The organism is Pseudomonas sp. IB20, from assembly GCF_009707325.1.
Lineage (GTDB): Bacteria > Pseudomonadota > Gammaproteobacteria > Pseudomonadales > Pseudomonadaceae > Aquipseudomonas.
In genome coordinates this window covers 3,659,304-3,685,648 of record NZ_CP046103.1, presented here as the reverse complement: position 1 = coordinate 3,685,648, position 26,345 = coordinate 3,659,304, and the positions used below count along the sequence as shown (strand labels likewise).

Sequence of the window (26,345 nt, the reverse complement as noted above, 5' to 3'; positions counted from 1 at the left end):
CCTGTCAGGCACTTCAGCGTGCCCACACCTGTCCTGGTGTGGGCACGATCTCCTACAACGCTTTAGCCAATTTCCCCACCCGCAACACCAACCACAACGCCCCCGCAATCAACACCCCGCCATACACATGCGCCATCGACAACGGCTCATCCAACAGCAACGCCCCCCACAGCACCCCAAACGGCGGAATCATAAACGTCACCGTCATCGACTTAACCGGCCCTATGGACGACAGCAAGCGGAAGTACAGGATGTAGGCAAACGCCGTACACACCAATCCCAATCCCAGCAAAGACGCCCACACCTGCCAGCCACCCCAGCTCGCTGGCGGATGGCTGATGGCGCTATAGGCGAAGAAGGGCAGCAGAAACAAGGTGGCGCCGAGCATGCTGCCCAGCGCCGCGAGTCGGCTGTCCAGCCCGCCGCGTTGATCCAGCCAGCGCCGCGCGAGGAACCCGGCAAAGCCATAGCAGGTGGTCGCCAGCAAGCAGGCCAGCGCGCCCATCAACAGTTGCAGGTCAAACGCCACTGGTCCGGCGCGAGTCAGTACGCCCACGCCGAACAGGCCCAGGCTCACCCCGGCGATTTTCGACGGCGTCAGGCGCTCACTGAAAAACAGCCCGCCGATCAGCACGCCCATCAGCGGTGTGGTGGCGTTGAAGATCGCTGAGTAACCCGCCGGCAGTACTTGGGCTGCCACCGAGTACATGGTCGCGGGGATGCCGGAGTTGATCACGCCTAGCAGCAGTACGGTCTTGAATTTGCCCTGGAAGTCCCAGTTCACGCGCATTGCGGTCAGGATCACCAGCAAACCGGCGGCGGCGATCGACACGCGGAAAAACGCCGTCGGTACGCTGCCGATTTCCGGCGCGATGATGCGCATGAACAGGAAGCTTGCGCCCCAGATGGCAGCCAGCCCCAGCAGGTACAGGGTGTCGACAGGTCTCACGGAATACTCCTACATCAATAAGGCGGCGAGTGTTGCGCAGAGGCCTGTTCGACACAATTGCTAATTACAGTACAAACCGCGTCACCATGCCGTTGAGGTCCACGGCCAGGCGCGAGAGTTCCTGGCTGGCCGCTGAGGTCTGGGTGGCGCCGGCGGCGGTTTGGGTGGACAGGTCGCGGATGTTGACCAGGCTGCGGTCGACGTCACGCGCCACCAGTGCCTGTTGCTCGGCGGCACTGGCGATCACCAGGTTGCGCTCGCTGATCTGCGAGATGGCGGCGGTGATTTTCTCCAGGGCGCTGCCCGCGCTGTTGGCGCGTTGCAGGGTTTGGCCGGCATGTTCGGCGCTGCTGTTGAGGGCGTCGACGGTGTCTTGGGTGCCTTGTTGGATGCCGGTGATCATCTGCTCGATTTCTTCGGTGGAGTCCTGAGTGCGTTGCGCCAGCGAACGCACCTCATCGGCCACCACCGCAAACCCACGCCCGGCTTCGCCTGCACGCGCAGCTTCGATGGCGGCGTTGAGGGCCAACAGGTTGGTTTGCCCGGCGATGCCGCGGATCACTTCCAGTACCTTGCTGATGTCCTGGGCCTGCACCGCCAGGCCTTCGGCTTTGTTCGAGGCGCCGAGCACTTCGTCCACCAGGTTCTGGATCGAGCTGATGGTTTCGCTGATCTGATAGTGGCCGTGCTTGCTGTCTTCGTCGGATGCCTTGGACGCCTCGGCGCTGGACACCGCATTGCCCGCCACTTCGTCTACCGCTGCGCTCATTTCGGTCACGGCAGTCGCGGCTTGTTCGATTTCATCGTTCTGCGCTTGCAGGCCACGGGTGCTCTGTTCCATCACCGAGCTCATCTCTTCGGTGGCGCAGGCCAGTTGCTGCGCTGACTCGCTGATGCCGCGGACAGTGGTCTGCAGCTGCGCTTGCATGGTGGCCAGGGCGCTGAGCAATTGCGCCGCTTCGTCGCTGCCGTGCACCTTGATCGGTTGGCTCAAGTCGCCACCGGCGATGGTGCGCGCTACGGTCAGGGCCTGGCCGATGGGGGTTGTGATGCTGCGGGTCAGCAGCCAGGCCAGTAATAAGGTGGCGATCAACGCGCAAACGATGATCAGGCCGACCACCCATTGCGCGCGGGAATACATTTGTGCGGCTGAGCTGGCTGCGTCTTCCACGCCTTTTTGATTGAAGGTGATCATGTCCTCCAAGCGCTTGTTGAGGACGCTACCTTGTGGCGCAAGGCGGCTGGTGAGCAGGTCGATGGCGTCTTGCTGCTGATCCTTGTCCACCAGGGCAACCATCTGGCCAACGATCGTGAGGTAGGTGGCTACGTCGCCTTTGAGCTTTTTCAGCAGGTCGGCTTCTGCCTCGCCACTGGTCAGGCCTTCGTGATGGGTCAGCAGCGTTTGCAGCTCGTTGCTCTGGCGGCTGATCAGGTTTTTGCTGTTGTCGCGAATCCGCGACTCGTCGGTGCTCGCCAGGCGCAAGGCTTCCAGGCGAATACTGGCCACAGAGGCTGCGGCGTCGTGGATATTCTCGATGCTCGGCATCCACGATTCCTCGATAACCAGCGCGCTTTCGCGCAACTTGGCCATCTGCCCCAGGCCAAACAATCCGACAACGACCAACATACTGGCCAAAACCGCAAAACTCAGACTGGCACGCAGTCCGATCGGCATATTCCTCAATGACATCTCAATGCTCCTTAGGCGATTAGAACCTGTTCCCGGATCGGTCTTCAGACCTTGTTAGGATGGGAGAGGGCGCGCTGTATATCAAAGTGCCACTAAGGTGGTAATCAGGGTTTCCCCTACGCTGTATCAATTCGGTTGCACATGTTGTGAAAGGCCGGTTTCGCAGGTTTTTTCGGCGTAAAGCGCCAGGCCACGCGGTTGCGGGCCTGTAAGTGATGGCAGTGCGACGTGTTGCTGTGTTTATTGACCGTACGGTCGAATTATGGAATCTGAAAATAAATCTGCGATGTGTACAAACTTGTACAAAGTGACCCGAAAAATCCTCCTTCTCCTGCCCCCGTTCACTGGCTAAGCTCAGGGCTTCCAGATGCCCGCTAGAGGTTTCCCGCATGTCGCAATCCGCCCTCGCTATCGCCCGCATGATCCTCGACGGCTTCGACGATTACCGTGAGCACTTCCGCCAGATCACCGACGGCGCCGGTGAACGGTTCGAAAAGGCCCAGTGGCAGCAGGGGCAGGCGGCTTCGGCGGCGCGCATCAACTTGTATGAGGAAAAAGTCGCTGAAGTGACGGCGCACCTCCAGGCCAGCTTCGATGAGGCTGCGTTGCTGGAGATCGACATGTGGCCGGTGGTCAAGAGCGCCTATATAAGCCTGATTGACCTGCGCTTCGACGATGAACTCTCCGAGACTTGGTACAACTCGATCTTCTGCGGCCTGTTCAGCCATGACTTGATCAGCGACGGCTGCATGTTCATCCACACCACCCGGCCGAGCCTGCGCCGCGCGCGGGCGGCGCAAACCCGCACCTATAAACCAGCCGGCGACCTCGCAGCGATGCTGGCGCAGGTCTTCGCCGATTACGCGTTCAGCGAGCCCTACGCCGACCTGGCGGCCGACCTGCGCCGCCTCGAAACCCAGCTGCGCGAGAACCTGCCCGACTGGGTGTGCAAAGACCCGGACCTCAACGTCGAGCTGTTTTCCTCGGTGCTCTACCGCAATAAAGGTGCCTATCTGGTAGGGCGCATCTACACCCGCGACGAACAATGGCCCTTGGTGATTCCGCTGCTGCACCGTGAAGGGCGCGGCATCCAGATCGATGCGCTGATCACTGACGAAGCCGATGTGTCGATCATTTTCTCGTTCACCCGTTCCTATTTCATGGTCGACGTGCCGGTGCCGGCGGAGTTCATCGGCTTTCTCAAGCGCATCCTGCCGGGCAAGCACATCGCTGAGCTCTACACGTCCATCGGCTTCTACAAGCACGGCAAGTCGGAGTTCTACCGCGCGCTGATCAACCATCTGGCGACCACCGATGATCAGTTCATCATGGCGCCCGGCGTACGCGGCATGGTCATGAGCGTGTTCACGCTGCCGGGCTTCAACACGGTGTTCAAGATCATCAAGGACCGTTTTTCGCCGTCGAAAAACGTCAACCGCGCCACGGTGATCGAGAAGTATCGCCTGGTCAAAAGTGTCGACCGCGTAGGGCGCATGGCCGACACCCAGGAGTTCGCCGACTTCCGCTTCCCCTTGAGCAAGTTTGAACCCGAGTGCCTGGCCGAGCTGCTGGAAGTCGCTGCCGGCACCGTCGAAGTGGAAGGTGACACGGTGCTGATCCGCCACTGCTGGACCGAGCGGCGCATGACCCCGCTCAACCTCTACCTGGAGAACGCCAACGACGCTCAGGTGCGCGAAGCCTTGGACGACTACGGCCTGGCCATCAAGCAACTGGCGGCGGCGAATATCTTCCCAGGCGACATGTTGCTGAAGAACTTCGGCGTCACCCGCCACGGCCGCGTGGTGTTCTACGACTATGACGAGATCTGCTTTCTCACCGAAGCCAACTTTCGCCACATCCCTGCACCGCGCACGCCGGAGGATGAAATGGCGTCGGAGCCCTGGTATTCCATCGGCCCGCTGGATGTGTTCCCCGAAGAATTCCCGCCGTTCCTGTTTGCCGACGCCGGCCAGCGCAAGCTGTTCAATGAGCTGCATGGTGAACTGTACGACGCGAACTACTGGAAAGGCCTGCAGGAAGCGATTCGCGCCGGCAAGGTCATCGACGTGTTCCCGTACCGGCGCAAAGACCGCGATAACGAATGAGGGGCGCGCGCGTTGGCGGCGACGAATGAGGGGCGCGCGCGTTGGCGGTTTTCTGCGACAATCCGCCCCCTGCATAAATAGACGACCCATACGTACCTGATGACTGACCAAGCGCCCGCTATCGACCCACTGCTGAAAAACCTCGATCACGCCATGCTCGCCGACCGCCACCGCTTGCGGCGCCAGTTGCTCGAGCTGCGCAAGAAGCCCGATGAGGACAAGCTGGCGCAGTGGGTTACGCGCATGCAGGCGTCCTGCGCCCAGGTCACGGCGCGGCGTGCCAGCCTGCCGGTGATCCGCTATGACGACAGCCTGCCGATTGCCGCCAAGCGCGACGAGATCAAAGAAGCGTTGCTCAAGCATCAGGTGCTGATCATTGCCGGCGAAACCGGCTCGGGTAAAACCACCCAGCTGCCGAAAATCTGCCTGGAAATCGGCCGTGGCCAGTACGGCCTGATCGGCCACACCCAGCCGCGCCGAATTGCCGCGCGCAGCGTCGCCAGCCGCGTCGCCGAAGAACTGGCCACGCCGTTGGGCGCATTGGTCGGCTATCAGGTGCGTTTCGAAGACCAGAGTGATTCCAACACCCTGATCAAGTTGATGACCGACGGCATCCTGCTGGCGGAAACCCAGAACGACCGTTACCTGGAACGCTACGACACGATCATCGTCGACGAAGCCCACGAACGCAGCCTGAACATCGACTTCCTGCTCGGCTACTTGAAAACCCTGCTGCCGCGTCGCCCGGACCTGAAAGTCATCATCACCTCGGCGACCATCGACTTGGAGCGCTTCTCCAAGCACTTCGACGATGCGCCGATTGTCGAGGTCTCGGGCCGCACGTTCCCGGTGGACACGTGGTATCGCCCGCTGACCCTGGAGCAGGACGAGGAGGGCAACCGCGTCGAGGACGACTTGACCGTTGACCAGGCGATCCTCGCCACCCTCGATGAAATCGCCGCTTACGAGCGCAGCGAACGCCGCAGCCCCGGCGATGTGCTGGTGTTTTTGCCGGGTGAGCGCGAGATTCGCGACGCCGCCGAAATGCTGCGCAAGGCCCAGCTCAGGCACACTGAAATTCTGCCGCTGTACGCGCGCCTGTCACCGGCCGAACAGCAGCGTATTTTCCAGTCCCACCCAGGCCGTCGCGTGGTGCTGGCGACCAACGTCGCGGAAACCTCGCTGACCGTGCCGGGCATTCGTTATGTGATCGACAGCGGCACTGCGCGCATCAGCCGCTACAGCTACCGCGCCAAGGTGCAGCGCCTGCCGATCGAGGCGATTTCCCAGGCCAGCGCCAACCAGCGTAAAGGTCGGTGCGGGCGGGTCGAACCGGGCATTTGCATCCGCTTGTACAGCGAAGAAGACTTTATCGGCCGCCCGGAATTTACCGACCCGGAAATCCTGCGCACCAACCTTGCCGCCGTGATCCTGCAGATGCTGCACCTGCGTCTGGGTGAGATCACCGATTTCCCGTTTATCGAGCCGCCGGACGGCAAAGCCATCAGCGACGGTTTCAACTTGCTGCAAGAGCTCTCGGCGGTGGACCGCAACAGCCAGCTCACGCCGTTGGGCCGCCAGCTGGCGCGCCTGCCGGTGGACCCGCGCATGGGCCGCATGCTGCTCGAAGCCGCCAAGCTCGGCAGTTTGCAGGAAGTGCTGATCGTCGCCAGCGCGATGTCGATCCAAGACCCGCGCGAGCGCCCGCCCGAGCGTCAGCAGGCAGCCGATCAGGCTCACGCCCAGTGGAAGGATGCGGATTCCGACTTCGCCGGTTTGGTTAACCTATGGCGCGGTTTTGAAGAGCAGCGCCAGGAACTGACGGCCAGCCCGTTGCGTAACTGGTGTCGTAAGAACTTCCTGAATTACTTGCGGCTGCGCGAGTGGCGCGACTCGCATCGCCAGTTGAGCCTGATCTGCCGCGACATGCAGTTGACCGTCAATAAAGAGCCGGCGGACTTTGCCAAGCTGCACAAGGCCGTGTTGTCCGGCCTGCTCAGTCAGATCGGGCAGAAAACCGAAGACGGTGATTACCTTGGCGCGCGGCAGCGGCGCTTCTGGATTCATCCGTCCTCGGGCATCGGCAAAAAGCGCCCGCAATGGCTGATGGCCGCCGAACTGGTGGAAACCACCAAGCTGTATGCGCGCATGGTGGCGAAGATTGATGCCGACTGGATCGAGCCGTTGGCTGGGCACCTGATCAAGAAAAACCATTTCGAACCGCACTGGGAAAAGAAGCGCGGCCAAGTGGTGGCGTTTGAGCAGATCACCCTGTTCGGGTTGATTGTGGTCGGGCGCCGCCCTGTGCATTACGGGCCGATTGACCCGGTGGTGTCCCGCGAGCTGTTTATCCGCGAAGGCTTGGTGCGTGGCGAGATTCAGTCCCGGGCCAAGTGCCTGACGGCCAACCAGCAACTGCTGGAGCAGCTCGACGAACTGGAAGCCAAGGCGCGCCGCCGCGACATCCTGGCGGACGAAGAAACCCTGTACGCCTTCTACGATGCGCGCCTGCCGGCAGAGATCCACCAGACCGCCACGTTCGACAGCTGGTACAAGGTCAACAGCCAGAAAGACCCGCAACTGCTGATCATGCGCGAGGAAGACGTGCTGGCCCGCGAGGCCAGCGAAGTCACCGCCGCGCATTACCCGGACACCTTGCACTTGGGCGATTTGGCCCTGGCCTTGAGTTACCACTTCGAACCCAACCACCCGCGCGACGGCGTGACCCTGCGCGTGCCGGCGCCACTGCTGCCGGCATTGCCGCCGGAGCGCCTGGAATGGCTGGTGCCGGGTGTGATCGAGGCCAAGTGCATCGCGCTGGTGCGCAACCTGCCTAAAGCGTTGCGCAAAAACTTTGTACCGGTGCCGGATTTCATCAAGGCGGCGCTGCAACGCATCGAATTCGGCCAGGGCTCGCTGCCCCAGGCGCTGGGGCGCGAACTGTTGCGCATGACCGGCGCGCGGGTCAGCGATGAAGCCTGGGCGGAAGCGGCGCAGCAGGTGGAAAACCACTTGAAGATGAACCTGGAAGTGGTCGACGGTCAGGGCAAGTTCCTCGGCGAAGGCCGTGACCTGGCCGAGCTGACGGCACGTTTTGCCGAGGCCAGCCAGGCCGCATTGGCCGTACCGCAGACCGCGAAAAGCCAGCAGCCGGTGGAGGCTAAGGTGTTTGCGGCGGTGGCCGAGAAGACCCAGCAAAAGATCGCCGGCCTGTCGATGACGGTCTACCCGGCGCTGGTCGAAGAGAATGGCACGGTCAAGGAAGGGCGGTTCTCGACGGCCGCCGAGGCCGAGTTCCAGCACCGCCGCGCCTTGCAGCGTCTGCTGATGCAGCAATTGGCCGAACCGGCGAAATTCCTGCGCGGCAAATTGCCCGGCCTGACTGAGCTGGGCCTGATGTACCGCGAATTGGGGCGCATCGATGCGCTGGTCGAAGACATTCTGCTAGCCAGCCTGGACACCTGCGTGCTGGAAGGCGAAGCCAGCTTGCCGCGTGACGGTGCGGGTCTGGCCGCTTTGGCCGAACGTAAGCGCGGCAGCTGGACTGAGCACGCCGAACGCCTGGCACGCTTGACCCTGGAAGTGCTGAAGCTGTGGCATGGTTTGCAAAAACGCTTCAAAGGTAAGATCGATCTGGCCCAGGCCGTGGCCTTGAATGACATCAAGCAGCAGCTGAGTCATTTGGTGTACCCGGGTTTTGTGCGCGAAACCCCGGCGCAGTGGTTCAAGGAACTGCCGCGTTTCCTCAAGGCCATCGAGCTGCGCCTGGAGAAACTGCCAAGCCAGGTGCAAAAAGATCGGGTGTGGAGCGCCGAGCTGAGCGGCCTGTGGGCGCAGTACCAGAACCGCCTGAACAAACACACCCAGGAAGGCAAGCGCGACCCGCAGTTGGAGCTGTATCGCTGGTGGCTGGAGGAATATCGCGTGTCACTGTTTGGCCAGCAATTGGGCACCAAAGTGCCGATTTCTGACAAGCGATTGAGCAAGCAGTGGAGCCTGGTGGAGGCCTGACGTGGTGCTTGGCTCCCCAGACAAAACCCATCCAATGTGGGAGCTGGCTTGCCCGCGATGGCATCACAGTGGTTTGACTGATACACCGCGGTGTCTGCATCGCAGGCAAGCCAGCTCCCACAGGTGTACGGGGTTTATCCGGGAAATGGCGCCAAATCCTTGGGGTTGTGGCAAACTTCGCGGTTATAAATGCCGGGATCGCCGTGAAGGGCTGTTGCAACCACGGTGCGATGGAATAAAGCGTTGCCAGTTTGATGCCCGCTGGACGGAATCGAACGACTTAAAGTTTGGTACGACGGTACCAATATCTTCTGCCTGACAGATTTAGAGGAACGACCGTGCATAACGTCGTCATCAGCGGCACTGGCCTGTACACCCCGGCCAACAGCATTTCCAACGAAGAGCTGGTGCAGTCTTTCAATGCCTATGTGCAGCAGTTCAATACCGATAACGCCGCCGCCATTGAGCGCGGTGACGTGCAGGCACTGACCGAGTCCAGTGCGGCCTTTATTGAAAAGGCGTCGGGCATCAAGAGCCGTTTTGTCATGGACAAAGATGGCATTCTCGACCCGCAGCGCATGGCCCCGCGCCTGCCCGAGCGCAGCAATGATGAATGGTCGGTACTCTGCCAGATGGCCATCGGTGCTGCCGAACAAGCCCTGCAGCGCGCCGGCAAGACCGCCGCCGACATCGACGGCGTGATCGTCGCCTGCTCCAACCTGCAGCGCGCCTACCCGGCCATCGCCATTGAAGTCCAGGAAGCCCTGGGCATCGAAGGTTTCGGTTTTGACATGAACGTGGCCTGCTCGTCGGCGACCTTCGGTATCCAGAACGCCGCCAACAGCATCAAGCTGGGCCAGGCGCGGGCGATCCTGATGGTCAACCCGGAAGTCTGCACCGGCCACCTGAATTTCCGCGACCGTGACAGCCACTTCATCTTCGGTGATGCGGCCACGGCGGTGATTCTTGAGCGCGCTGACCTGGCGACCTCCGAGCACCAGTTCGATGTGGTGAGCACCAAGCTGCTGACCAAGTTCTCCAACACCATCCGCAACAACTTCGGCTTCCTCAACCGCGCGGCGGAAGAGGGCATCGGCGCGCCGGACAAACTGTTCGTGCAGGAAGGCCGCAAGGTATTCCGTGATGTTTGCCCGATGGTTGCCGAACTGATCGGTGTGCACCTGGAAGAAAATCAGTTGAATGTGGCCGATGTGAAGCGCTTCTGGCTGCACCAGGCCAACCTGAGCATGAACCACCTGATCGTGAAAAAACTGCTCGGCCGCGAAGCCTCGGTGGAAGAGGCTCCGGTGATTCTCGACACCTACGCCAACACCAGCTCGGCGGGCTCGGTGATTGCGTTCCACACCTACCAGGACGATCTGCCCAAGGGCTCTGTGGCGGTGCTCAGTTCGTTCGGTGCGGGTTACTCAATCGGCAGCGTAATCCTGCGCAAACGCTAAACGCGGTCAATGTGGGGGGTTGCCACTTGATTGGGTTTGCATTTTGAAATCGAGGTTCTGAATGGCAGTAGCGGACGACGCGCACCTGCTCGAACGGCTGCTCAAGGGCGAGCAGCGGGCTTATAAAGAATTGGTTACCACCTACCAGAGCGCCATGCGCGCGGTGGCCTATGCCATCGTCGGCCAGCGCCACGCCGACGAAGTGGTGCAGGACGCCTGGCTGTCGGTGGTGCGCAACTTGGCCAAGTTCGAAGGGCGCTCCAGCCTCAAGACCTGGCTGCTGACTATCACCGCCAACTCTGCCAAGGGCCGCTATAAACGCAATCGCCGGGAAGTATTGCTCGACGATTTGCCCTCACCCCACGGCACCATTGGCGATGACCGCTTCGTGCCCGACGATGGCCATTGGGCCGTCGCGCCGTACGCCTGGCACCAAGACACCCCGGAAGCCTTGCTGACCGAGGATGAATTGCGCAAATGCCTGGAGCATACGTTGCTGAGTTTGTCGGAGTTGCAAAGCAGCGTGCTGGTGTTGCGTGAACGCCAAGGATTGGAGTTGGAAGAGATCTGTAATCTTCTGACGCTCTCGCTCTCCAATGTTCGTGTGCTGTTGCATCGAGCACGGCTTAAAGTCTTCGCGACGGTGGAGCATTTTGAGGAAACGGGCGAATGTTGACCTGTAAAGAGCAAGTGGCGCGTTCCAGTGATTACCTCGACGGGCAATTGACCTTTCGTGAGCGCCTGCTGGTGCGTCATCACCTGATGTTTTGCCCTAACTGCCGGCGATTTATCCGTCAGATGCGCCTGATGCAGGCGACATTGAAGCTCATGCCGGAGGAACCGGTAAGCGACGCTGATGATTTGGCTACACGGTTGGCAGCCGAGCGGTTGAAGGATCAGTAAAGTCTGCGAAGGGCCCGGGTTAAAAACGACCTCGGGCCGTCCTGGCCCAAGGCTTATTGCATGCACATTTAGAACTTGGCTTCGGCATCCAACTGCAGGGTGTTGGTGTTGGCATCACGCTGCGTGCGGCTGGCGTAGTCAGCCTTGGTCAGGAAGTACGTGGCGCCGAGGGCGAAGTTCTTGTCGATGTCGTAGCTGACCTTCATCTTATGACCGCGCGAACCGGTGGTGCCGTTGGCGAAGTCCGAGTCAGTGAAGGCGCCAACCACAGCGTTACGCTGGATATCGCGGTAGTTGTAGTCGAGGTTGAAGCCAAACACTTTGGACTTGGCACCGATCAACCAGGCCGTGTCCTGGTCGGTCACAGCATCGTTGTTTTTCACGTACTGGCCGTAGAACGCCAGCGGTACCGCCAGGCCACCGATGTCCGCCTGGGCAAACCCTTCATACAGGCGGAATTGGTTGTCGGCCGAGTTGCCGTTAACCGCCAATGCGCAAGGCGTGGTGGTGGTTGTGCAGCGGCTGTCTTTGTCGTTCTGGTAGGCGTAGACACTGCCGCCCAGGGTCATTTTCAGGTTGTCGGTCACCGAGAAACGCGTGCCCAACTGGCCGGACGTCAGGCGCAGGTCGTGGCGAAATTGCACGCCGTCGCCGTCAACGTTGTCCTTGAGGTTGTAGTTACCCAGGCTACCAAACAGCTCCGCGCTGCTACCCAGTGGGTATTTGTAGGTCAGGGCCAGACCTTCCGGGTTGATGTCGCTATCCCAGATCACGTCGCCCATGTTGACCCACGGCTGGAGCATCTTGCCGCCGATCACGTGCAGGTTTTTGATCTGGTCCGGGTGGTAGTCGATGTAGCCGAGGTCCAGCCAGATCGACTTCTTGTCGAAGTAGTTGTCCTGGTCCTGGTTGGTGGAGCGCGCGTCGTCGCTGCTGCCGGTGGCGATACGAATGCCGGTGTCGACTTGCGAGTTGATCTCGGTGTAGGCACCCAGGCGGGCACGGATGCGCTGACGGTCTTTGTCACGGCCGCCGTTGTTGGATTCGCCCTGGATCTTCACGGTTTCCTGACGGAAGCGTACGTCACCCTTGAACTGGGTCTTGGCAGCCCAGGCCAGCTTCTGGTCGAACACGCTCAAGTCATTGGTTTTTTTCGCGGTGGCCGCGATCTGCTCGTTGGTCTCTTGTTGAGCTTGCCGTGCGATCTGCTTTTCTTTCTGGTCCTTGGCCAATTCCGCTTGCAGTTCGGTGTACTGCGCAGCGGTGATCTGGCCGTTGGCCTTGAGCATGTCGAGCAACTTAGCGTCGACTGCGGCGCTGGCCGGAACGCTCAGGGCCAGCAACAGGCCGCCACACAGGAGCGCCGCAGTTTTAGTGGAAGCAAGACGCATATCAATCTCCGAAAGTGAGGAGGGATGGCAAACCATCCAGGACACAACCGACCGATGACGGACGGAAAATAGCTGCCTGGTAGAACCTGGCGCTCTAAAAACAAGCGTCAGTATCGCGATCACTTATGACGAAAGAGTGGCTAAGTGATGTCATCTAGATGACAAAATATTTAGAAACGGAACTATTGGTTTTGGCCCTTGTCCCGCGATTTGAAGATGTGTAAAGCCCGTCGATAAGCGATACTCGCCAGGCTTTCACGCCCCGAAGTAGTGAGGATGCCGATGCCGTTGCAACGCCTGGATAACCTGTCCGAAATCGCCCCCGAGGTATGGGACGCCCTCGTGCCGCAGGCCCAACCGTTTGTGCGGCATGCGTTCCTGAGCGCGCTGGAAGACAGCGCCAGCCTGGGCCCGCACTCGGGTTGGCAGCCGGAGCATTTGCTGCATTGGGAAGGCGATCGTCTGGTGGCGGCGTTGCCCAGTTATCGCAAATGGCATTCCTACGGCGAGTACGTGTTTGATCACGGCTGGGCGGATGCCTGTGAGCGCGCCGGTATCGATTACTACCCCAAGTTGCTGACGGCGGTGCCGTTCAGCCCGGTCAGTGGGCCGCGCTTGCTGGCGAGAACGGTTGAGGACGGTTTCGAGTTGCTGAACAGCTTGCCGGGCTACCTGGAAATCGAAGGGCTCTCCAGCGCTCATATCAATTTCACTGACCCTTTGGCCGATGCGGCGCTGGCGGAGCAAGCGGGCTGGCTGCAGCGCTTGGGCTGCCAGTTTCATTGGCAGAACCGCGGTTATCGCGACTTTCAGGACTTTCTCGACGCCTTGAGCTCACGCAAGCGCAAACAGATGCGCAAAGAGCGCGAACAAGTGGCGGGGCAGGGCATCGAGTTCGAATGGCTGCAAGGCCATGAGCTGAGTGAAGCGCAGTGGGATTTTGTCTACGCCTGCTACGCCAACACCTACGCCGTGCGCCGCCAGTCACCCTACCTGACCCGCACCTTTTTCAGCCTGCTGGCCGAGCGCATGCCCGAGGCGATCCGCGTGGTGCTGGCTAAACAAGGCACACGCCCGGTGGCCATGGCCTTCAGCCTGATCGGTGGCGATAGCTTCTACGGACGTTATTGGGGCTGCCTGGCGGAGTTCGACCGCCTGCATTTCGAAACCTGCTTCTACCAAGGCATGGACTACGCCATCGCCCATGGCCTGCAACGCTTCGACGCCGGCGCCCAGGGCGAGCACAAATTGATTCGTGGGTTTGAGCCGGTGATTACTCGTTCATGGCATTACCTGCGCCATCCAGGGTTAAAGAGTGCCGTAGAGGACTTCCTGGAGCGCGAGCGCGTGGGGATTCTGGCGTATGCCGAAGAGGCGAGGGCAGCCCTGCCTTATCGGCAGGGCTGAACCATCGGTCTGGCGACAGTGACTTTTAATCGATGCCGACAAAACCCCCGGTCTGGTGTTGCCACAACCTTGCATACAACCCGCCATGGGCCAGCAACTCGGCGTGGTTGCCGGTCTCGGCGATTTGCCCTTTCTCCAGCACCACCAATCGGTCCATCCGCGCAATCGTCGACAACCGGTGCGCGATCGCAATCACCGTCTTGCCCTGCATCAGCGTTTCCAGGCTTTCCTGGATCGCCGCTTCCACTTCCGAGTCCAGCGCCGAGGTGGCCTCGTCCATGATCAGGATCGGCGCGTCCTTGAGCAGCACCCGCGCGATGGCGATGCGCTGGCGTTGTCCGCCGGACAGTTTTACTCCGCGCTCACCCACATGGGCATCCAGCCCGGTACGCCCTTCGGCGTCCGACAGCAACGGAATGAACTCATCGGCGCGTGCCTTGCGGATTGCGCCGGTGAGTTCCTCGTCGGTGGCATCCGGCTTGCCGTACAGCAGGTTGTCACGGATCGAACGGTGCAGCAGCGAGGTGTCCTGGGTGATCATGCCGATCTGTGCGCGCAGGCTTTCCTGGGCAACCTCGGCGATGTTCTGGCCATCGATCAGGATGCGTCCGCCTTGCAGGTCATACAGGCGCAACAGCAGGTTGACCAGGGTCGACTTGCCCGCGCCGGACGGGCCGATCAGGCCGATCTTTTCCCCGGCCTTGATGTTCAGGTTCAAGCCGCCAATGATCCCGCTTTTCTTGCCGTAGTGAAAATCCACCTGCTCGAAGCGCACTTCGCCATGCGGCACGTTCAGGCGCGGGGCATTCTCGCGGTCGGTGACCGCCAGCGGCGCAGCGATGGTTTTCAGGCCGTCTTGCACGATGCCGATGTTTTCGAAAATGCCGTTGACCACCCACATGATCCAGCCGGACATGTTGACGATGCGAATCACCAGGCCGGTGGCCAGGGCAATCGCGCCCACGGAGATCAGCGACTGGGTCCACAACCACAACGCCAGGCCGGTGGTGGTGACGATCAGCAGGCCGTTCAAGATGGCAATCGTCACGTCCATGCTGGTCAGCACGCGGGCGGCCAGTTGGGTTTTTTCGGTCTGCTCGATGATCGCTTCCTTGGCGTATTCCTGCTCATTCTGCGTATGGGCGAACAGCTTCAAGGTGGTGATGTTGGTGTAGCCGTCGACGATGCGGCCCATCAGCTTGGAACGCGCTTCGGAGGAGATCACCGAACGTTCTTTCACCCTTGGCACGAAGTAGCGCAGGGCCAGGCTGTAGAAGATGATCCAGGTGATCAGCGGGATCATCAGGCGCCAGTCGGCCTCGGCAAACAAAACCAGGGCGCTGATGGAGTAGATCGACACGTGCCAGATGGCTTCCGCCGTCGCCACCGCCGAGTCACGCAGTGAGTTGCCGGTTTGCATGATGCGCTGGGCGATACGCCCGGCGAAATCGTTCTGGAAGAAATTTAGGCTCTGCTTGAGCACGTAGCTGTGGTTCTGCCAGCGAATCAGGCTGGTCATGCCGGGGTTGATGGTCTGGTGCACCAACAAGTCATGCAGGCCGTTGAAAATTGGGCGCAGCAGCAGGGCCACCACGGCCATCCAGATCAGCTCGGTGCTGTGAATTTGGAAAAAGTTGGCGGGCGGCGTGCCTTGTGCCAGGTCGATGATGCGGCTCAGGTAGCTGAACAACGCCACTTCGATCAACGCACCGATCAGGCCCACCACCAGCAAGGCGGCAAAGCTTGGCCACACCTGGCGCAGGTAGTAGAGGTAGAAGGGCAGGACTTTGTCGGGAGGGGCGTCGCTGGGGGCGGCGCGGAAAATATCGATCAGTTGTTCAAAACGACGATAGAGCATTAGGTTGACGCCCGCCTGGCGGGCTCTCCTGTTCAAATGCGCGCGGTGCCTTGTGGGCGCCGCGCGGGGCTACCTGAAGAACGCCCTGCAGACCTCAGTCGATGCGCTTGGCCGACTTGATCAGAACAGGATCGATAGGCACGTTCTGCATGCCCTGCTTGGTGGTGGTTTGCGAGTTGACGATGACGTCGACCACGTCCATGCCTTTGACTACTTTGGCGAACACGGCATAACCGGCGTCACGGCCTGGGTCGAGGAAAGCATTGTCGGCGACGTTGATGAAGAACTGGCTGGTGGCCGAGTTCGGGTCATTGGTGCGTGCCATCGACAGGGTGCCACGCACGTTATGCAGGCCGTTGCTGGCTTCGTTCTTGATCGGTGCTTCGGTTGGCTTCTGCGACATCTGCGCGTTGAACCCGCCGCCCTGGACCATGAAGCCCGGAATGACGCGGTGGAAAATCGTGTTGGTGTAGAAACCTTTGTCGACATAGGCCAGGAAGTTCTTGGTGCTGATCGGCGCCTTGACCGGGTCCAGTTCGATTTCAATGTCGCCGTTGGTGGTGGTGATCAGTACGTGAGGCGCCTTGACGGGCTCGGCGGCCATCAGGTTGGCAGCGAACAAAACAGAACCGGCAAAGAAGGCGATTTTTTTCAACATAGGTCAGTGATCCTGGGTAGTGGTTTCGACTGTCTTTAGAAAATCGAGCAAGGTAGCGTTAAAGACTTCGGGTTGATCCAAGGGCGTGGCATGGCGGGAATCTTCGATCACCACCAGTCGCGCATCGGGCAGCAGTTTTACATAGTTTTCTTTCTGCGCCACGGGCGTGTAGTCGTGGTCGGCGCTGATGACCAGCGTAGGACAGGTAATCCTGGAAAGTTGTTCCTGCACGCCCCAGCCTACAATCGCGTCGAAGCTGGCGAGATAAGCACGTTTGTCGTTTTTTGCCCAGCGTTCTGCCATCTTGCGACGCAGGTCGGCCTGATGCGGTTTGGGGAACAATCGCTCGCCCAACGCCTTGCCGATGGTGGCCAGGCTGAGCAATCGCGCCAGGCTCCAGCGCTTGGCCCACTGCCAATAGTCATCGGCACTGCGCACCTTGACCTCGGGCGCGCTGTTGACGATGCACAGACTCTTGACCAGGCCAGGCTCGTCCACCGCCAACTGAAAGGCGATCATGCCGCCCATGGACAAGCCCACCACATGGGCGGGCGGCAGGTTCAGGTGTTCGATCAGGGCCAGCAGGTCGAAGGTGAAGCCCTGGATGCTGTAGCGCTCGCGGGGTTTGTCCGAGCGCCCATGGCCGCGTACATCCACCACGATCAGGCGGTAGTGACGGGCCAGCACCGGGATCTGCAACTCCCAATCCTGGCTACTGGAGCCCAGGCCATGGATCAGGATCAGCGGAATACCGTGGCCGTATTCCTCGTAATGCAGGTTGCAGCCTTCATGGTCGAACCAGGCCATGCATGAACTCCGTTTCAGGCTTGCTCGGGGGCGGCGAAAGGCGCGTCCAAGGGAGCGGTGTCAAAGGTGCGCAGCAATTCCACGAGGATCTGTGTGGCTGGGCCCAGGGGTTTGTCCTTGTTCGCGTACAGGTAGAACGTCGGGTTGCGGCTGCCGCCCTTTTCCAAGGGTAGCTGCTTGAGCAGACCTTCGTTGAGTTCGCGTTCGATCATGTGCCGGGGCAACCACGCAAAGCCCAGGCCGCTGCTGACGAAGGTCGCGGCGGTGGGCAGGCTGCCGACGGTCCAACGCTGTTCGGCGCCCAGCCAGCCCACGTCCCGCGGCTGCTGGCGGCCGGAGTCGCGGATCACCACCTGCATCTGGCTTTCCAGGTCCTGGAAGCTCAGCTCGCGGTTGAGGCGATGCAGCGAATGGTCGGGATGGGCCACGGCGATAAACTCCACGTCGCTCATTTCCGTGCCCAGGTAGCCGGGTATGATGAAGCCGCTGATGGCGAGGTCGGCCATGCCATCAATCAACAACTCTTCTACGCCCGACAACACTTCTTCGCGCAGGCGCACGCGGCAACCACGGCTTTGCGGCATAAAGGCGGTGAGGGCACGCACCAGGCGCGCATTCGGGTAGGCGGCATCCACCACCAGCCGCACTTCGGCTTCCCAGCCCTGTTCCATATGGTGGGCGAGGTCTTCCAGTTGGCTGGCGTTTTTCACCAGTTGCCGGGAGCGGCGCAACAGCACTTCACCGGCGTCGGTGAGCACCGCCTTGCGCCCGTCGATGCGCAGCAGCGGCACGCCGAGCTGGTCTTGCATGCGCGCCACGGTGTAACTCACCGAGGACTGCGAGCGGTGCAGCGCTTCAGCCGCCTGGGCGAAGCCGCCATGGTCGACTACCGCTTGCAGCGTGCGCCATTGATCGAGGGTAACGCGGGGCGCTTTCAAGATGAGCTCCTCTTGTCCTAAGCTGGCGGTCCTTATTGGAGACTGCCGAATGAGAAAATTCTGTTGTGTGTTGCTGGCGCTGCTGCCGATGAGCGCGTTTGCCTACCCCATCGACGTGACGAAAAAGATCGACGGCGTGAAAGTGGACTACATCGCTTCCGACGTGGACGGCGACATCAGTTCGATCCGACTAAACAACTACGGCACCAACGACGCGCAGTGTTCGGTAACCTTCAGCAATGGCCCGGAATCGCCGCGTACTCGCAAGGTCACGGTCCAAGCGGGCAAAAGTACCAACACCACGGTCAAGTTCAGCCGCGCCATTATCAAGATGCGTATCGCGCTGGCGTGTGCCCCAAAATAAAGCGGTAGCGGAGCATGCCTACAGCAATACTCCGCTTATAAACAAATTTCTAGATGGGTTGTAGCAGTTTTTTGCGCTTTTTTATCGAATGAGCCATGGTTAATCTTTTCTCCATCGTCTTACAGCACTTACAGATGGAGCCTACCTAGCCATGTCCAACGTTCTGATCATTGAAAGCAGCGCCCGCCAGCAGGATTCGATCTCCCGCCAGCTGACTCAACAGTTCATCAGCCAATGGCAGGCCGCCCATCCGCTGGATCAAATCACCGTGCGCGACGTGGCCCTTAACCCGGTCCCGCACCTGGATGCCAACCTGCTCGGTGGCTGGATGAAGCCCGCCGAACAGCGCAGCGGCATTGAACAGGCTTCTTTGGACCGCTCCAACGAATTGACTGACGAACTGCTGGCTGCCGACGTGCTGGTGATGGCCGCGCCGATGTACAACTTCGCCATCCCCAGCACCCTCAAAGCCTGGCTGGACCACGTGTTGCGTGCCGGTGTGACCTTCAAGTACACACCCACCGGCCCTCAAGGGTTGCTCACCGGCAAGCGCGCTATCGTGCTGACCGCGCGTGGCGGTATACACTCCGGCGCGACCTCTGATCACCAGGAACCCTACCTGCGTCAGGTCATGGCGTTTATCGGGATTCACGATGTCACCTTCATTCACGCCGAAGGGGTGAACCTGAGCGGGGACTTCCAGGAGAGGGGCATCAATCACGCGAAAGCGCTGCTGGCCCAGGTTGCTTGATCGTTTAATCGCCACATAATCGCGTGGTGTTTATATCGCCCCACGCAAACCCTTCAAGTACGCGTATCGAACCTCCCTTTGCACTTGTTGCTCCTGAGTGCTCCTGCCCGACTGCCGCTTTAGCGAGGTCGGGTTTTTTTTGCCTCGAGTTTCGTCAAACACCGAAAACCCTTAAAGTCGCGCCCATTCGAAATGAGGCGCGCATGGGCTATCTACTGGTTGTCACCCTGATTCAGGCATTTTCTTTCAGCTTGATCGGCGAATACCTCGCCGGTCACGTCGACAGCTACTTCGCCGTGCTGGTGCGCGTGGTGCTAGCCGGGCTGGTCTTTATCCCGCTGACGCGCTGGCGCTCGGTAGAGCCAAGGTTCATGCGTGGCATGCTGGTGATCGGCGCGCTGCAGTTCGGCGTGACCTACGTGTGCCTGTACCTGAGCTTTCGTGTGCTCACCGTGCCGGAAGTGCTGCTGTTCACCATTCTCACACCGTTGCACGTGACCCTGATCGAAGACGCGCTCAACCGACGCTTCAACCCTTGGGCGCTGATCGCTGCACTGGTGGCGGTGGGCGGCGCGGCGGTGATCCGCTTCGACCAGATTACCCCGCACTTCCTCGGCGGCTTTTTGCTGCTGCAACTGGCCAACTTCACCTACGCGGCCGGGCAGGTGATGTACAAGCACCTGGTGGCGCGTTATCCGAGTGATTTGCCGCATTACCGGCGCTTCGGCTATTTCTACCTGGGCGCCTTGATCGTGGTGTTGCCGGCATTCGTGCTGTTCGGCAAGGCCGACTTCCTGCCGCAAGCGCCACTGCAATGGGGCGTGTTGGTGTTCCTCGGGTTGGTCAGCACCGCGCTGGGCATGTACTGGTGGAACAAGGGCGCCTGCCTGGTCAACGGCGGCACCTTGGCGGTGATGAACAACCTGCATGTGCCGGTGGGGTTGTTGCTGAACTTGCTGATCTGGAACCAGCACGAGCCGCTGGGGAGGCTGGCGTTGGGCGGGTTGGTGATTTTGGGCGCGGTTTGGATCAGTCGGCTGGGCGTGCGCAAGGAGGCGATCAGCCGTTGAACTCTTGCGGGCGCGGGCGCCCGCTCCCACAGGGGGAGGGTGGTGTTAGATAGCGCTGCGTTCGGGCGCCGGCAAATGACTGGCCCCCAACACCGCCGGCAACATCCCCGCCCGCAAGTCATTGCCACTCGGCTGCTGATACAGGCTCAAGCCGAACTCCGGCAGCACCGCCAGCAAATAATCAAAAATATCCCCCTGAATGCGCTCGTAATCGGCCCACGCCGTGGTGCGCGTGAAGCAGTAGATCTCCAGCGGCACGCCTTGGGCGGTGGTTTGCATCTGGCGCACCATGCAGGTCATGTTCGGCTGGATGTCTGGGTGGCTTTTCAGATAGGCCAGGGCATAGGCGCGGAAGGTGCCCAGGTTGGTCATACGGCGGCGGTTGGCCGACAGTTGCGCGCTGTTGCCCTGGGCTTCGTTCCAGGCCTTGAGTTCGGCTTGTTTGCGGCTGATATAGTCGGTGAGCAGGTGCACCTGGGTCATGCGCACTTCTTCGTCGTCGCGCAGGAAGCGCACGCCGCTGGCGTCGATGTACAGGCTGCGTTTGATGCGACGCCCACCGGACGCCTGCATGCCGCGCCAGTTCTTGAACGACTCGGACATCAAGCGCCAGGTAGGAATGGAGACGATGGTCTTGTCGAAGTTCTGCACCTTGACCGTGTGCAGGGTGATGTCCACCACGTCACCGTCGGCGCCGACCTGGGGCATTTCGATCCAGTCACCGACCCGCAGCATGTCATTGCTGGTCAGTTGCACGCTGGCGACGAACGACAGCAGGGTGTCCTTGTACACCAACAGAATCACCGCCGACATGGCACCCAGGCCCGACAGCAGCAACAGCGGCGAACGGTCGATCAGGGTGGCGACGATGATGATCGCTGCGAATACGAACAACACCATCTTCGCCAGTTGCACATAGCCCTTGATCGAGCGGGTGCGGGCATGTTCAGTGCGCGCGTAGATATCCAGCAGCGCATTGAGCAGGGCGCTCACGGCCAGCGTCATGAACAGGATGGTGAACGCCAAGGCCACATTACTGATAAACAGCGTGGCGGTCTTGCTCAGCTCTGGCACCAAATACAGGCCGAACTGAATCACCAGGGATGGGGCCATCTGCGCCAGGCGGTGGAAGACTTTGTTGTGCCGCAGGTCATTGAGCCAGTGCAGCGCCGGTTGCCGGCCGAGCAATTTGACGGTGTGGAGGATGAGGTAGCGTGCGACCCGTCCGAGCAGCAGGGCCACCACCAGCAATACCACCAAACCTAAGCTTGCATGCAGCAGCGGGTGTTGATCGAGGGCGCCCCAAAGGTCTTGGACGTTGAGCCAGAACTGTTTGATATCCATGGATGAAACCGATTCTTCTGTAAGACAACACGGACCGATTAGAGCATTTAAGTGCGACAAAGTTGACGTTGTAGACAAATGTCCTGACAAAAAAGCAGCTGATTAGCGCCGTTCGCGTAAAGAAACTCGGTTTGGACGCCCGAAACCGTTACCCTATGCAGCTGATATTTTGTATTTCTTCGAGGTAGCACCCGTGTTTTCCCAATTCGCCCTGCACGAACGCCTGCTCAAAGCCGTGGCCGAGCTTAAATTTGTCGAGCCTACGCCTGTGCAAGCAGCGGCCATCCCGCTCGCGCTCGAAGGGCGTGACCTGCGGGTGACGGCTCAAACCGGGAGTGGCAAAACCGCCGCTTTCGTCCTGCCGATTCTGCACCGCCTGATTGGCCCGGCCAAAGTCCGCGTCAGCATCAAAACCCTGATCCTGCTGCCGACCCGCGAGCTGGCCCAGCAGACCTTGAAAGAAGTGGAGCGCTTCTCGCAGTTCACGTTCATCAAGTCCGGCCTGATCACCGGCGGCGAAGACTTCAAGGTCCAGGCCGCGATGCTGCGCAAGGTGCCGGATATTCTCATCGGCACCCCAGGGCGCATGATCGAGCAACTCAACGCCGGCAACCTCGACCTCAAGGAAGTCGAAGTGCTGGTGCTTGATGAAGCCGACCGCATGCTCGACATGGGTTTTGCCGATGATGTGCAGCGTCTGGTAGCTGAATGCGTGAATCGCCAGCAAACCATGCTGTTCTCCGCCACCACCGGCGGCTCGACGCTGCGCGACATGGTCGCCAAGATCCTGAACAACCCTGAGCACCTGCAGGTCAACAACGTCAGCGACCTGAACGCCACCACGCGTCAGCAAATCGTCACCGCCGACCACAACGTGCACAAAGAACAGATCCTTAACTGGCTGTTGGCCAACGAGACCTATCAAAAGGCCATCGTGTTCACCAACACCCGGGCTGCAGCTGACCGCATCTACGGTCGTCTGGTGGCACAGGACTACAAAGCGTTCGTGCTGCACGGTGAGAAGGACCAGAAGGACCGCAAGCTGGCTATTGACCGCCTTAAGGCCGGCGGCGTGAAGATCCTGGTTGCCACCGACGTTGCCGCCCGCGGCCTGGACGTGGATGGCCTGGACATGGTGATCAACTTCGACATGCCTCGCAGCGGCGACGAATACGTGCACCGTATCGGCCGTACCGGGCGCGCCGGCAACGATGGCCTGGCGATCTCGCTGATCTGCCACGGTGATTGGAACCTGATGTCGAGCATCGAACGCTACCTGAAGCAGTCGTTCGAGCGCCGCACCATCAAGGAAGTCAAAGGCACCTACACCGGGCCGAAGAAGGTCAAAGCGTCGGGCAAGGCCGTTGGCGTGAAGAAGAAAAAGGTCGACGCCAAGGGCGACAAGAAAAAGGCCGGTGCCAAGTCGCCGACCAAGCGCAAGATTGCCAACCGGCCGAAGACCGACAACCTGTCGCTCGTCAGCAAGGACGGCATGGCGCCGCTCAAGCGTCGCAAGCCAGAAGCGCCAGCTGCCGAGTAAGGCTGCGCGGGTATGAAAAAAACCGGACGATGTCCGGTTTTTTTATGCCTTCAGTTTTTTGTCTCGGCAGCCGCTTTTTTGAGATCTTTAAGGCGCTGATCGATCAACTGGCATTTATCGGGTAAATCAGCGGCCGTCGTGTCCATGTCCATTTTCTGCAGCTCTGCATTCATTTCCTTGGCCTTGGTCGGGTTCTGCTCAGTGAGTTTGGTCACTTCCTGTGCCAGTTGTTCGCGCTTCGCCGTGGCCTCCTCCGGCGTGCACGCCCAGGCGGGCAGGGCAGTCAGCAGCGTGGCGGCAATGGCCAGGTTCATCAGGGTTTTCATGATCGGTCCTCCTTGGCAGTGGTGTTCAGTTGAGGTGGCGAACGTCTGGAAAGTTCAGAGAAATGACGCCGGTCTATTCGGCTGAACGCCCGGTGACGGGGCATGTCACACCACTAGACAGGCTACTTTTCCATCGGCCTGCAGGAGGAATCAGGATGACGACTTACAACTGGGATTTGATCGAACGTCTGCTGCATGAAGTGCAGAACGGCGAAGGCAGCTTTGCACCGCGTAAATATGCCGAGCAGGAAGCTGCCGAGAAGGCCACCGCGGGCGAGTCCACTGGCAATCTGGATACGTTGAAAGAGACCGCTGCGGATTACGAAGCGCTGCTGTTCAAGCGTGGGTTTATTGAATCGCGGCCTGAGGAAGAGGGCGGAAACGGTGAGAACTTCATCTTGACCGCTCGCGGTGCGCAACTGCTGGCGCTGATTGACAGCTCCATCCCGGGCAACGATCACCCGCGCCAGGTGTTGGATGACCAGCCGGATGCGCTGGAGCCGGCGACGTTTGATGAAGTGGCCTCAAAGGCGCAGATTGCTTGATCTAACAGGCGCTGTATGACCCTGTGGGAGCGGGCGTGCTCGCGATGCGGAGTGTCAGGCAATCAATCTGCCGGCTGATCTACCGCTATCGCGGGCAAGCCCGTCTATTGCCGCCTTTAGGCATTTGAGTGCCTTGAAGTCGCTGCGCACACCGCCAATCTTCTGCGTCAGCTTCATGCGCTGCTGCACCGTGCTTTCGGCCATCAGGTCGACAATCAGGCTGCGTGCCGCCGTTTCCGTCTGGGCATAGGCGACCTTGTATTGCGCGGGCCACAGGCTTTCACGGTCCACCAGTAACTGCTGCATTTTCTGCGCGAAGTCCGCGCTCTGACGCTGCTGCACCGCGTCGATAAACTGCGCCTGCCAACGGGCGCGGTTGCCGATCCACTGCTCGTTTTGCTCCCCGAGGCTAATTGACCAGGCGGTGACCCGATTCTGCTGGCTGGCACTGAGCGGGCCCATCCAAGCGTCCAGGCGTTTGCTCATGCGTTGGGCGCGTTCCTTGATTTGCTGCTCCAGGGGCGGCTTGAGGTATTCGTCCTGACGCTTGCGCAGGTCCTTGGCCAGGGCGTCGCTCATGTCCTTGACCTGCTGATCATCCAGGCCTTGCAGCAATTGAATGGCCGACGGCGTGATTTCCCGTGCGACTTCGGCAATCGCCTGCTTGGCTTCCACAGTGCGCGTTTGCAGCGCGTCGTCAGTGACCTGGTTGTTGTCGACCATCTGTTGCAGGCGATCAAGCCAATCCAGATAGCCCGGCAATTGCGTGGTGCAGTGCCAGGCCAGGTGTTCCTTGAGTGTGTCGTTGAACCAGCTCTTCTGCCCGGCGTGCATGTCCAGGTAGTCGTTGAGGCTCCAGGGGATGATGATATCCAGGTTGCGGTAGGCCAGGCCCACGCGACTGCAGCCGCTGAGCAGCAAGCTCAGGCTCAGCAATACGATTAATAGTTTGAGCCGACGCAGCATGGGCGAGTCCTTGCGCAAAGGGAGTTAATGCATGTGAACTCGTGCTGTGGGCGACAGTTCAGCCCATCAATAAAACGATCGCGCAGCCTTTAAGGTCAAGAGACCGTCGCATTGCGAATTGTGTCCGGAGTAGGCCGAGCAGTCACCGCCGCTGAGGCTGGAGTCGCTGTAGATCAGGTCCAGGTCGACGCCCTTCCACGCGCGGGAAAGTTGTATCGACCAATCACTGAAGCTGCTGATGGCACCGCCTTCCACCGAGGCCGGGGAGCCCAGTTGGTGCGTGGTGTACTTCATGCTGACGCCGATGCCGAAAGGCTGCGTGCCGCCAAGGTCGGCAAACAGGGTGCTGTCCTGGCGGTCCGGGTCGTTGCTGAAGGAGGCGCCGAAGCGATTGCCCAACAGGTTCAAGCCGCCGTAGAACTCTTGGCTGTTGAGTGGGCTGAGCTTGGGGTAGCTGTAATGAATCAGTCCCACTTCATAACCCAGGGTCTTGTCGAAAGGGCGTTTGAAGCCCATGTAGGAGTCGACTTCGAGGTTATTGGCGGGTGAAAGCCCCATGTTCGGTGAGAATTGGCCGAAATACAGGCCGCTGTCGTGGCTCAGGTCGAGGCCGCCGTGGAATGAGTCGCTGCCCGGAGCGGTAGGCTTTACAAGGCCCTGGGCCATGCTACGGCTTGGCGTAGTGCCCAATTTCAGGTCGAAATCGCCCAATTCACGCTGAAAAATCTGCGCTTGCGCAAAGGGGCTTGCCGCAAGGGCAGTTATCAGAAAAATGCAGGGCTTGAGCAAGCTTCACTCCATGAAAAGCGAGGAGCAGTGACAGGGAAAATTGGGCAGATGCCCTTGCTAGACGTGTGCAAGCATACCGGCGAAAACCTGCAGGTGAGGCCCGTTCGTCGATTAGCGCACTATGGTGTGATGCAGTGAGGGTATTTCGGGCTCTAGTCCTGGCGCCTTGAGGGCAAGACGCTTAGGGACTAGATGCAACGCAGGGGGTGTTGCGCGAATTTTACTTTTTGCCCAGGCTGATCTGCTTGGACGGGCCGAAAGTCTGGCCGCTCACGCCCTTGGCAATTTGCTGGATTTCGCCGCCGGACTTGAGGAAAGCAGCAATCTGGCTGTTGATCGATTCGCTGGTTTCAACGGCTGGAGCTGGCTTTGCTTTGCTGTTGGATGCTTTTACGCGCATGGCGGCCACTAACCTGTAGAAAATTAACTTGGCCATGCATCGTACAGGAAACACTTGACAATTGCTTGGCAAA

23 protein-coding genes are annotated in these 26,345 nt (G+C 60.2%); 11 read left to right on the top strand and 12 right to left on the bottom strand.

The genetic code is table 11. The features are described from left to right. Positions 1-52: 52 nt before the first annotated feature. Positions 53-949 (bottom strand): DMT family transporter, encoded by an 897-nt coding sequence (locus tag GJU48_RS17095; protein WP_094950240.1) that lies wholly within the window; start codon positions 947-949, stop codon positions 53-55. Between the two features lie 64 nt (positions 950-1,013). Next, the gene (locus tag GJU48_RS17090) at positions 1,014-2,576 is read right to left on the bottom strand and encodes a methyl-accepting chemotaxis protein (protein ID WP_371923426.1); all 1,563 of its coding nucleotides are present in this window, start codon (positions 2,574-2,576) and stop codon (positions 1,014-1,016) included. A 452-nt stretch (positions 2,577-3,028) separates the two neighbouring features. Here GJU48_RS17090 and aceK point away from each other — a divergent pair, with 452 nt between their 5' ends. From aceK to GJU48_RS17065, 5 genes are all read left to right on the top strand, one after another. Continuing rightward, on the top strand, positions 3,029-4,744 hold the full coding sequence (aceK, locus tag GJU48_RS17085) for a bifunctional isocitrate dehydrogenase kinase/phosphatase (RefSeq protein WP_094950242.1): 1,716 nt from the start codon (positions 3,029-3,031) through the stop codon (positions 4,742-4,744). A gap of 99 nt (positions 4,745-4,843) precedes the next feature. Further along, a complete protein-coding gene (gene hrpA, locus GJU48_RS17080; RefSeq protein ID WP_094950243.1) occupies positions 4,844-8,755 on the top strand; it encodes an ATP-dependent RNA helicase HrpA in 3,912 nt (1,303 codons plus the stop codon). A 338-nt stretch (positions 8,756-9,093) separates the two neighbouring features. Further along, the gene (locus GJU48_RS17075) at positions 9,094-10,215 is read left to right on the top strand and encodes a beta-ketoacyl-ACP synthase III (protein WP_094950244.1); all 1,122 of its coding nucleotides are present in this window, start codon (positions 9,094-9,096) and stop codon (positions 10,213-10,215) included. Positions 10,216-10,276: 61 nt separating this feature from the next. Next, the gene (locus GJU48_RS17070; protein ID WP_094950245.1) at positions 10,277-10,891 is read left to right on the top strand and encodes an RNA polymerase sigma factor; all 615 of its coding nucleotides are present in this window, start codon (positions 10,277-10,279) and stop codon (positions 10,889-10,891) included. Then, on the top strand, positions 10,885-11,118 hold the full coding sequence (locus tag GJU48_RS17065; protein ID WP_094950246.1) for an anti-sigma factor family protein: 234 nt from the start codon (positions 10,885-10,887) through the stop codon (positions 11,116-11,118). The genes GJU48_RS17070 and GJU48_RS17065 overlap by 7 nt, the downstream gene beginning before the upstream one ends. A gap of 68 nt (positions 11,119-11,186) precedes the next feature. On the opposite strand, the gene GJU48_RS17060 is transcribed toward GJU48_RS17065, so the two are convergent. Continuing rightward, a complete protein-coding gene (locus GJU48_RS17060; protein ID WP_094950247.1) occupies positions 11,187-12,509 on the bottom strand; it encodes a putative porin in 1,323 nt (440 codons plus the stop codon). 282 nt (positions 12,510-12,791) lie between these two features. Between GJU48_RS17060 and GJU48_RS17055 the strand changes: the two genes are divergently transcribed. Beyond that, positions 12,792-13,916 carry a GNAT family N-acetyltransferase gene (locus GJU48_RS17055; protein ID WP_094950248.1) on the top strand — a complete coding sequence of 375 codons (1,125 nt, stop codon included), beginning with the start codon at positions 12,792-12,794 and terminating at the stop codon, positions 13,914-13,916. A 25-nt stretch (positions 13,917-13,941) separates the two neighbouring features. On the opposite strand, the gene GJU48_RS17050 is transcribed toward GJU48_RS17055, so the two are convergent. The 4 genes from GJU48_RS17050 to GJU48_RS17035 all read right to left on the bottom strand — a co-directional run bounded on the left by GJU48_RS17050 (position 13,942) and on the right by GJU48_RS17035 (position 18,177). After that, positions 13,942-15,774, bottom strand: a complete 1,833-nt coding sequence (locus GJU48_RS17050) for an ABC transporter ATP-binding protein (protein WP_094950250.1) — start codon at positions 15,772-15,774, stop codon at positions 13,942-13,944. A 94-nt stretch (positions 15,775-15,868) separates the two neighbouring features. Further along, positions 15,869-16,432, bottom strand: coding sequence for a peptidylprolyl isomerase (locus GJU48_RS17045; protein ID WP_094950251.1), 564 nt, complete (start codon positions 16,430-16,432; stop codon positions 15,869-15,871). Positions 16,433-16,435: 3 nt separating this feature from the next. Further along, positions 16,436-17,239 carry an alpha/beta fold hydrolase gene (locus GJU48_RS17040; protein WP_094950252.1) on the bottom strand — a complete coding sequence of 268 codons (804 nt, stop codon included), beginning with the start codon at positions 17,237-17,239 and terminating at the stop codon, positions 16,436-16,438. A 14-nt stretch (positions 17,240-17,253) separates the two neighbouring features. Next, positions 17,254-18,177 carry a LysR family transcriptional regulator gene (locus GJU48_RS17035; protein WP_094950253.1) on the bottom strand — a complete coding sequence of 308 codons (924 nt, stop codon included), beginning with the start codon at positions 18,175-18,177 and terminating at the stop codon, positions 17,254-17,256. 49 nt (positions 18,178-18,226) lie between these two features. On the opposite strand from GJU48_RS17035, the gene GJU48_RS17030 reads away from it, so the two are divergent. From GJU48_RS17030 to GJU48_RS17020, 3 genes are all read left to right on the top strand, one after another. Then, a complete protein-coding gene (locus GJU48_RS17030) occupies positions 18,227-18,541 on the top strand; it encodes a 3-phosphoglycerate kinase (RefSeq protein WP_094950254.1) in 315 nt (104 codons plus the stop codon). Between the two features lie 151 nt (positions 18,542-18,692). Then, positions 18,693-19,292: an FMN-dependent NADH-azoreductase gene (locus GJU48_RS17025; RefSeq protein WP_094950255.1), complete on the top strand. Its 600-nt coding sequence runs from the start codon at positions 18,693-18,695 to the stop codon at positions 19,290-19,292. A 203-nt stretch (positions 19,293-19,495) separates the two neighbouring features. Next, positions 19,496-20,362, top strand: coding sequence for a carboxylate/amino acid/amine transporter (locus GJU48_RS17020; protein WP_094950256.1), 867 nt, complete (start codon positions 19,496-19,498; stop codon positions 20,360-20,362). A 45-nt stretch (positions 20,363-20,407) separates the two neighbouring features. Here GJU48_RS17020 and GJU48_RS17015 read toward each other — a convergent pair whose 3' ends face one another. Further along, complete coding sequence (locus GJU48_RS17015; protein ID WP_094950257.1) at positions 20,408-21,706, bottom strand: mechanosensitive ion channel family protein; 1,299 nt, start codon at positions 21,704-21,706, stop codon at positions 20,408-20,410. A gap of 193 nt (positions 21,707-21,899) precedes the next feature. Between GJU48_RS17015 and GJU48_RS17010 the strand changes: the two genes are divergently transcribed. After that, the gene (locus tag GJU48_RS17010; RefSeq protein ID WP_094950258.1) at positions 21,900-23,246 is read left to right on the top strand and encodes a DEAD/DEAH box helicase; all 1,347 of its coding nucleotides are present in this window, start codon (positions 21,900-21,902) and stop codon (positions 23,244-23,246) included. 50 nt (positions 23,247-23,296) lie between these two features. Here the strand turns inward: GJU48_RS17010 and GJU48_RS17005 are convergent, their stop codons facing one another. Continuing rightward, the gene (locus GJU48_RS17005) at positions 23,297-23,572 is read right to left on the bottom strand and encodes a hypothetical protein (protein WP_094950259.1); all 276 of its coding nucleotides are present in this window, start codon (positions 23,570-23,572) and stop codon (positions 23,297-23,299) included. A 155-nt stretch (positions 23,573-23,727) separates the two neighbouring features. Here GJU48_RS17005 and GJU48_RS17000 point away from each other — a divergent pair, with 155 nt between their 5' ends. Further along, positions 23,728-24,117 (top strand): transcriptional regulator, encoded by a 390-nt coding sequence (locus GJU48_RS17000; RefSeq protein WP_094950260.1) that lies wholly within the window; start codon positions 23,728-23,730, stop codon positions 24,115-24,117. Positions 24,118-24,171: 54 nt separating this feature from the next. Here GJU48_RS17000 and GJU48_RS16995 read toward each other — a convergent pair whose 3' ends face one another. From GJU48_RS16995 to GJU48_RS16985, 3 genes are all read right to left on the bottom strand, one after another. Continuing rightward, the gene (locus GJU48_RS16995) at positions 24,172-25,083 is read right to left on the bottom strand and encodes a DUF6279 family lipoprotein (RefSeq protein ID WP_155296049.1); all 912 of its coding nucleotides are present in this window, start codon (positions 25,081-25,083) and stop codon (positions 24,172-24,174) included. Between the two features lie 66 nt (positions 25,084-25,149). Continuing rightward, a complete protein-coding gene (locus GJU48_RS16990; protein WP_094950262.1) occupies positions 25,150-25,872 on the bottom strand; it encodes a TorF family putative porin in 723 nt (240 codons plus the stop codon). A 220-nt stretch (positions 25,873-26,092) separates the two neighbouring features. Next, positions 26,093-26,272 (bottom strand): hypothetical protein, encoded by a 180-nt coding sequence (locus tag GJU48_RS16985; protein ID WP_003193095.1) that lies wholly within the window; start codon positions 26,270-26,272, stop codon positions 26,093-26,095. Between the last annotated feature and the right edge of the window lie 73 nt (positions 26,273-26,345).